A 5,985-nucleotide genomic window follows, 5' to 3' on the forward strand; every position below is an offset into this window, starting at 1 on the left:
ACTAACGTTTCACCAAACCCTGTGGATACAAAGTTCACGGTAAACAATAAGAAATCATTGAGCTGAAATGCGCGAATAAATCACTCTGGAAACTTAATATGTACTTGAATACTGCTTGTGTCCCACTATTTACAGAGAAGGTATCTTGGAAACTGAATCCCAAACCACTTCCAAACGTAATGCTGTTAAACGTTACCATATTTGGGTCAAACAAGAGTTCTAGATCAAAAGCACCAAGAGCCTGTGTATCACTTAAATCTGAAACAAAAACATCAACACTGACTGACTGGAGATCCCTACTTCTTGAGAGCTTGGCGATAACGTTATCAACACTGCGTTGGCTGAAGTTGCAAAAAGTGTGGATAATACAAACACGCAGTTCACGATTTTTGATTTTAAATTCATTATCTAATTCCTTCTAAAATTTATTAAAGAACTGTGCAGCGATTTTGAGTGCATTGAATGGAGCATTGCCTAAAGTCGAGGACGTTGATGACTCCGTTTCCGTCGTTGTCTCTAGGATCCCCGGTAATGCAGGCATATTTCTGGCCGCTCTTATAAGAAGCAGATCGTCCATATCTACATTTTCATCACCATCCACATCACACGCCATTGGTTCTTCATCATCAAAGGAATGTTAGATAAACGTCACCAGCACCTGCCTCTAAAGTCGCAGAAGCGGGAAGCTGAGGGTCAATAACATTGACACTTACACTAACGGTGTCAGCACCTGGCGCAACAAAGCTTTGTACGGATACATTAACGTTGTCGCTCGATAAGGTGTTTACGAAAAAAACACCGGTGTTCTCGCGTCAAGCACGCCATTGTTATTTAAATCCTCTCCTGCATCCAAAACACCGTTTCCATTTAACATCTTCGTCGTTTTCAAAATCGCTGACTGAACCAGTCGCACTTTCTAAACCTACACTTGCAGAACATGTTGGTGGGAATGGGTCACCTTGAGCATTGATAAATTCAAACAACGCACCACCCGGATAAATATAGGAGTCGAAGTTATTAAATCCCTCAATAGTTATACCGTGTGGATTCAATGAGGAAGTCGTGTGAGTTCCTTGCGTAAGTCCTCCACGATTGCTGATGAAAAAGGAATATCTGGAAATGGCGTAAAGCTTTCAGCAGGAACTGGAACACCGTCTAACAACAACGTGCCAACGTCGTCGTTTGCCGCGATAATCGTAATAAAGTTTTGTACAAACTGTGACTCGCCAACCGTTGAGAATGTATAGTCTGTCAAATAACTGCTCAGAAGGTATCATGTTACCCATTGCTGGATCACCTAGAGTTGCTCCTGAACCACTTTGACCTGTCATGTATTGAGTTACAAAAATAGGCTTGTCAGCGGTGAAACGAAAGATTACCTGTTAATGAAGACGTTTCAATGAACTCTCCCGTATTAATTGTCCCTTGAAAGATGCTGTTGATTGAAACTGAAGTGTTATCTTCAGATGCTACAATTCGGTATATCGTTCCATTAGGACGATTTGGCAGTCCTGTTGCAGAAGCAGAAAGCCCCCAAGATTGAACCGGCGGGGCCACCTCATAGATGCTGATCACAAGCGCTTACACCTGTAGGAACATTTGTGCACCCGTTTCCATTTACCATGCCGATAGGTTTAGTAGCCTCAACCAAAGTACCAGTAAGAGACCCTGATGGACCAGAAGTAGCAGTAGAGCGACCAAAGTACACCTCACCTCTATTTAGAGAAACCTGAAACGGCACGCCCGCAACGTGTCCTATCATATTGTTGCTGGGTGTTATCGTTACGAGCGTGTCATCTTGAGAGGCATAAATAGCGAGCTGCGCTCCTCTCGCTGCAGAATTGTAGGTCGAAGCAATGTACCGAGTATTCATCGTATCAACAGGTAAGCCCAAAGCCGCATCAGATGACGCAGTGCGCCTGTTCACCGTATACACCACGGAACTCATTCTCTGCAAATGCATGTATCGCGTTATTCTGCACGCTATCCACAGCAACCGTTGATATAGCGTCGATTGGAATCTGTACTACTGTCACGCTTCCCGGCGATACTGTTTCAACGGTTGTAAATGTAGGACTGTTCAGAGGGTAATTTAATGTGACGTCTGTCGTGATGCTCGTCACTTGTTAAGTGTATTTCAACAGAGCCGGAGTTATCAAAGTTAGGAGTAAACGCCAAGATAAACTCAGTACCTTTGTTATCTACCTGTTGTGCACTCGCCAAATGAGTGGACAATAGGGAAGTAGCAATAAAGAGTAGAGCAATAAATTTACAATACTTTTGGGGCTTTAATTGTTTTGAATAACACATATTTCATTATCCTTAATTACTTAATGTATTTATTTTGATTTGACGTGAGGACTGCTTCCTACATCATTCAACAACCTAAATACTTCACGACTTCTGAAATATGGTGTTACCTCACAAAATGCCCTGCAGCATGATGCATGCCACAAAACATTTTTCAAACATAGTCAGATAGTTATATATGAGGAGAGCAGGCAAGATAATGAAGTGTAAAATTTTTGGACGCATTTTGTACAAATATTTATAGCCAGACTTCTCGTCATCCAACTAAAAAAATGGGGTCAGAGTACTTTTATTCTGGATATAAAGTACCCTGACCCCATATTTTTGGGTGTTACATGCTGTAGAAATGTACTCTGACCCCAATATTTTATTTGAGGTTGCGGAGGCCTTGGGTTAAGAGGCGGTCTAGCGCGTTGGCAAAGTTTTGTTTGTCGCGCTGGGAGAACGCCTTTGGGCCCGCCGGTGTGTTCGCCGCTTGAGCGCATGGTGTCCATGAAGTCTCGCATACCCAGTAATCTGCTTGATAGACGACTTGTCGTATTCCTCACCGCGGTTGTTTAACGCGAAGCGCGTTTTTTGCCAGTACATCAGCGGCCAATGGGATGTCGTTGGTTATCACCAAATCACCGGCTTCGCACTTCTCTACAATGTAATCGTCAGCAGCATCGAAGCCAGAAGGCACTTGCGTTAAGGTGATGTGCTTGTCTGGTGGGACAGACATAGAGTGGTTAGCCACCAAAGACAAAGGCAGCTTGGTACGTCTAGCTGCCTTAAAAAGAATGTCTTTGATAACCGCAGGGCACGCGTCGGCGTCAACCCATATATGCATGGTCGTATCTCGTATTTGAAACTATTTACGCTAGCATACCACCATCTACTACCACTGTCGTGCCTGTGGTGTAGCTTGATGCATCTGACACTAGGTACAATACTGTGCCGGCCATTTCGTCTGGGTCGGCTACGCGGCCTAGCGGAATAACTTTCAGCGCGTGCTTCAAGATTTGCTCGTTGGTCGTTAACGCTGACGCAAACTTGGTGTCGGTCAAACCTGGCAGTAATGCGTTTACGCGAATGTTTAAGCTACCGCACTCTTTTGCGAACGACTTAGTCATGCTAATAACGGCCGCTTTAGTAATAGAGTAGATACCCTGCATATCGCCCGGCGTTACGCCGTTTACTGAAGCGGTATTGAGTATGACGCCACCGCCCTGCTCTTTCATCATTTTGCCATGCTTCAATCGACATGAAGAAGTAGCCACGAATGTTCACGTCTACGGTTTTGTTGTAGGCGCCTAAGGTCAGTATCTAAAATGTGTCCAAAGTAGGGATTGGCCGCCGCGTTGTTTACCAGAATATCCAGCTTGCGGAAATCACGTTTGATGACATCGAAGGCTTCGGTAATTTGCTCCATTTCACCTACGTGGCACGCCAGCGCCGTGGCTTTTCCACCTGCGTCGCGAATTGAAGATGCAACCGCTTCACAGCCGTCAATTTTGCGGCTTGATACAATAACGTGGGCGCCATACTGAGCCAGCAACCGCGCTATAGATTCGCCGATACCGCGGCTAGCACCTGTTACCAGTGCAACTTTTCCTGTTAAATCAAATAGGTTGTTCATCAAACATTCCTTCTCTTGCCGTTTTTACGCAAACTACGTAGCTCAGTGTCCTATCTACGATAGCTGCATTTGTCGTGTAATAAGTCTTTTATAGGCTTTAAAAATACGCCCACCCAAAAGCTTATCGATTTTATCTTCATCACACTTGGCGCTTATGCCAGCATACCGCCGTCAAGTACCACAGACTGCCCCGTCATAAATGACGATTCATCACTACACAGCCATGCTATAGCATTTGCGATTTCTTCAGGCTTACCCAAGCGTTTCATTGGGTTGGCTGCCAATTAAGCCCCTTTTGGCCGCGTTCATCCAACTTTAGATAACACGCCTTGAACCATAGGCGTATCGACAAAACTAGGGCATACCGCGTTGATACGAATGTTCGCTCGCGCGTACTCCACCGCCGCCGATTTAGTCAGCCCTATTACCCCGTGTTTAGACGCACTATAAGCACTTATCATTGGCGCTGAGCGCAGACCCTGCTACGGAGGCGATATTGATTATGTGACCGCCACCTGTTGCTGGTCATGTGCTTCAGCGCGTTTTTCATGCAGTACCACACGCCTGCCAAGTTGACCTGAATGTTTTTCATAAACATAGCGTCGTCGACTTCGGTAAGTGGCGCAGGAAAATGGTCGATACCCGCGTTGTTTATGATCACATCTATCTTTTCAAGATGAGAAAGGGCCGTTTCGAACATCGCCTTGACCTGAGCAGGGTCGGTAACATCAACCGCCACTGCATAGGCTTTACCACCTGATGCAATAATTTCTTCAGCCAGTGTTTTGGCGTTCTCTTCGTTGAGATCGGCAATACCTACTATTGCACCACGTGCACTTAAAACGCGAGCTGACGCGGCACCGATCCCCGAGCCGCCACCAGTAATAAGAATATGTTTACCTTCAACATTTGCAGCTACATTCATTAGCTGTACTCCAGTTTAATTTACGTGCGCTGCATCTTCTCCAATGCCAATTGAGCGCACATAGTGATAATATAAATTTAGAAATAGCTCGCCTTAACGTTGTTGCAAGATGCTTCTCGTGACGTCAGTACTTCTATGTCGCGGCTTACTAGCGGTAGTTCCCAATTTAAAAAATACTCTGCTGCGGCAAGCTTTCCTTCGTAGAAGTCAACATCCTGTTCGCCTGCACCCTTACTTAACGCTTGCTCGGCGACGTTAGCTTGGCGCAGCCAAATCCAGCTCACTACACAGCTTGAAAAGATGTTTAAGAAGCAGCTTGCGTTGGTTAGCAACACAGACTGTTTGTCAGAGCGCAGGTCTGCAGCAGCTTGTTGTATAAGTGCACCAAGCTGGTCTAAATACGGTTTTAGTTTTGCTGCCAGCGCCTGTGCTCTTGGGCGTTTCTGCGCGCTTCATGTCGCGCGTGACTCGCGCTAGCAGCACTTGCAAACCTTTACCGTCGTGCTGCCACAGCTTTCTTCCTAGCAGGTCTAACGCCTGAATGCCGTTGGTGCCCTCGTGAATTGGGTTTAGGCGGTTATCGCGCCAGCACTGCTCAACCGGGTATTCGCGGGTGTAGCCAGCGCCGCCTAAAATCTGAATCGCCAAGTCGTTAGCTTTAGGGCCAAACTCTGACGGCCACGCCTTAAATACCGGGGTTAATAGGTCGAGGAGCTGAGAAAGCTCGGTACGTTTTTCACTGTCGGCTTCGGTTTCCATCTCATCGATGAGCATGCTGCCGTATAAGCAAAGGGACATACCGCCTTCGCAGTACGCCTTTTGCGCCAAGCAGCATACGGCGGACATCACCGTGATTAATAATAGGGGTTGGATCGTCTTCTGGTGCTAAGATTCGGGGCGGCGCGCCCTTGTGTACGGTCTTTGGCATATTCTAGTGAATAGCGATAACCGCGATACCCTATCATTGCCGCACCGTAGCCCACACCAATGCGTGCTTCGTTCATCATCATGAACATATAGCGCAAACCTTGATGGGCTTCTCCGATTAGGTAGCCGTAGGTGCTGATGAGAATGCGTAGTCGCTGTATGTTAACCTTAACAATACGTAACTCAACGAAGTGACGCAAAAACA

The 5,985-nt window shown here is 46.1% G+C and carries 6 protein-coding genes and 4 pseudogenes; 1 reads left to right on the forward strand and 9 read right to left on the reverse strand.

Annotated features, from left to right (window positions below):
- Positions 1-418: 418 nt before the first annotated feature.
- From ACXAD8_RS23170 to ACXAD8_RS23185, 4 genes are all read right to left on the reverse strand, one after another.
- On the reverse strand, positions 419-601 hold the full coding sequence (locus tag ACXAD8_RS23170; RefSeq protein WP_475233138.1) for a hypothetical protein: 183 nt from the start codon (positions 599-601) through the stop codon (positions 419-421).
- Between the two features lie 447 nt (positions 602-1,048).
- On the reverse strand, positions 1,049-1,255 hold the full coding sequence (locus ACXAD8_RS23175; RefSeq protein ID WP_475233145.1) for a hypothetical protein: 207 nt from the start codon (positions 1,253-1,255) through the stop codon (positions 1,049-1,051).
- 101 nt (positions 1,256-1,356) lie between these two features.
- Entirely contained in the window at positions 1,357-1,575 is a 219-nt protein-coding gene (locus ACXAD8_RS23180) for a hypothetical protein (protein WP_475233140.1), read from the reverse strand.
- Positions 1,559-1,873: a hypothetical protein gene (locus ACXAD8_RS23185; RefSeq protein WP_475233143.1), complete on the reverse strand. Its 315-nt coding sequence runs from the start codon at positions 1,871-1,873 to the stop codon at positions 1,559-1,561. The genes ACXAD8_RS23180 and ACXAD8_RS23185 overlap by 17 nt, the downstream gene beginning before the upstream one ends.
- Between ACXAD8_RS23185 and ACXAD8_RS23190 the strand changes: the two genes are divergently transcribed.
- Positions 1,857-2,003, forward strand: coding sequence for a hypothetical protein (locus ACXAD8_RS23190; protein ID WP_475233147.1), 147 nt, complete (start codon positions 1,857-1,859; stop codon positions 2,001-2,003). The two genes, ACXAD8_RS23185 and ACXAD8_RS23190, sit on opposite strands and share 17 nt — an antisense overlap.
- Before the next feature lie 674 nt (positions 2,004-2,677).
- Here the strand turns inward: ACXAD8_RS23190 and ACXAD8_RS23195 are convergent.
- From ACXAD8_RS23195 to ACXAD8_RS23215, 5 genes and pseudogenes are all read right to left on the reverse strand, one after another.
- Positions 2,678-3,139, reverse strand: a pseudogene (locus ACXAD8_RS23195) (YaiI/YqxD family protein).
- 25 nt (positions 3,140-3,164) lie between these two features.
- A pseudogene (locus ACXAD8_RS23200) lies at positions 3,165-3,928 on the reverse strand (SDR family oxidoreductase).
- Between the two features lie 152 nt (positions 3,929-4,080).
- Positions 4,081-4,389 (reverse strand): annotated as a pseudogene (locus ACXAD8_RS23205) (SDR family NAD(P)-dependent oxidoreductase).
- On the reverse strand, positions 4,386-4,853 hold the full coding sequence (locus tag ACXAD8_RS23210; protein ID WP_475233142.1) for an SDR family NAD(P)-dependent oxidoreductase: 468 nt from the start codon (positions 4,851-4,853) through the stop codon (positions 4,386-4,388). The pseudogene ACXAD8_RS23205 and the gene ACXAD8_RS23210 overlap by 4 nt, the downstream one beginning before the upstream one ends.
- 77 nt (positions 4,854-4,930) lie before the next feature.
- Positions 4,931-5,911: pseudogene (locus ACXAD8_RS23215) on the reverse strand (acyl-CoA dehydrogenase); the annotation flags it as partial.
- Positions 5,912-5,985: the final 74 nt, after the last annotated feature.

The sequence above is a fragment of the Planctobacterium sp. AWH2_060 genome (assembly GCF_056158425.1).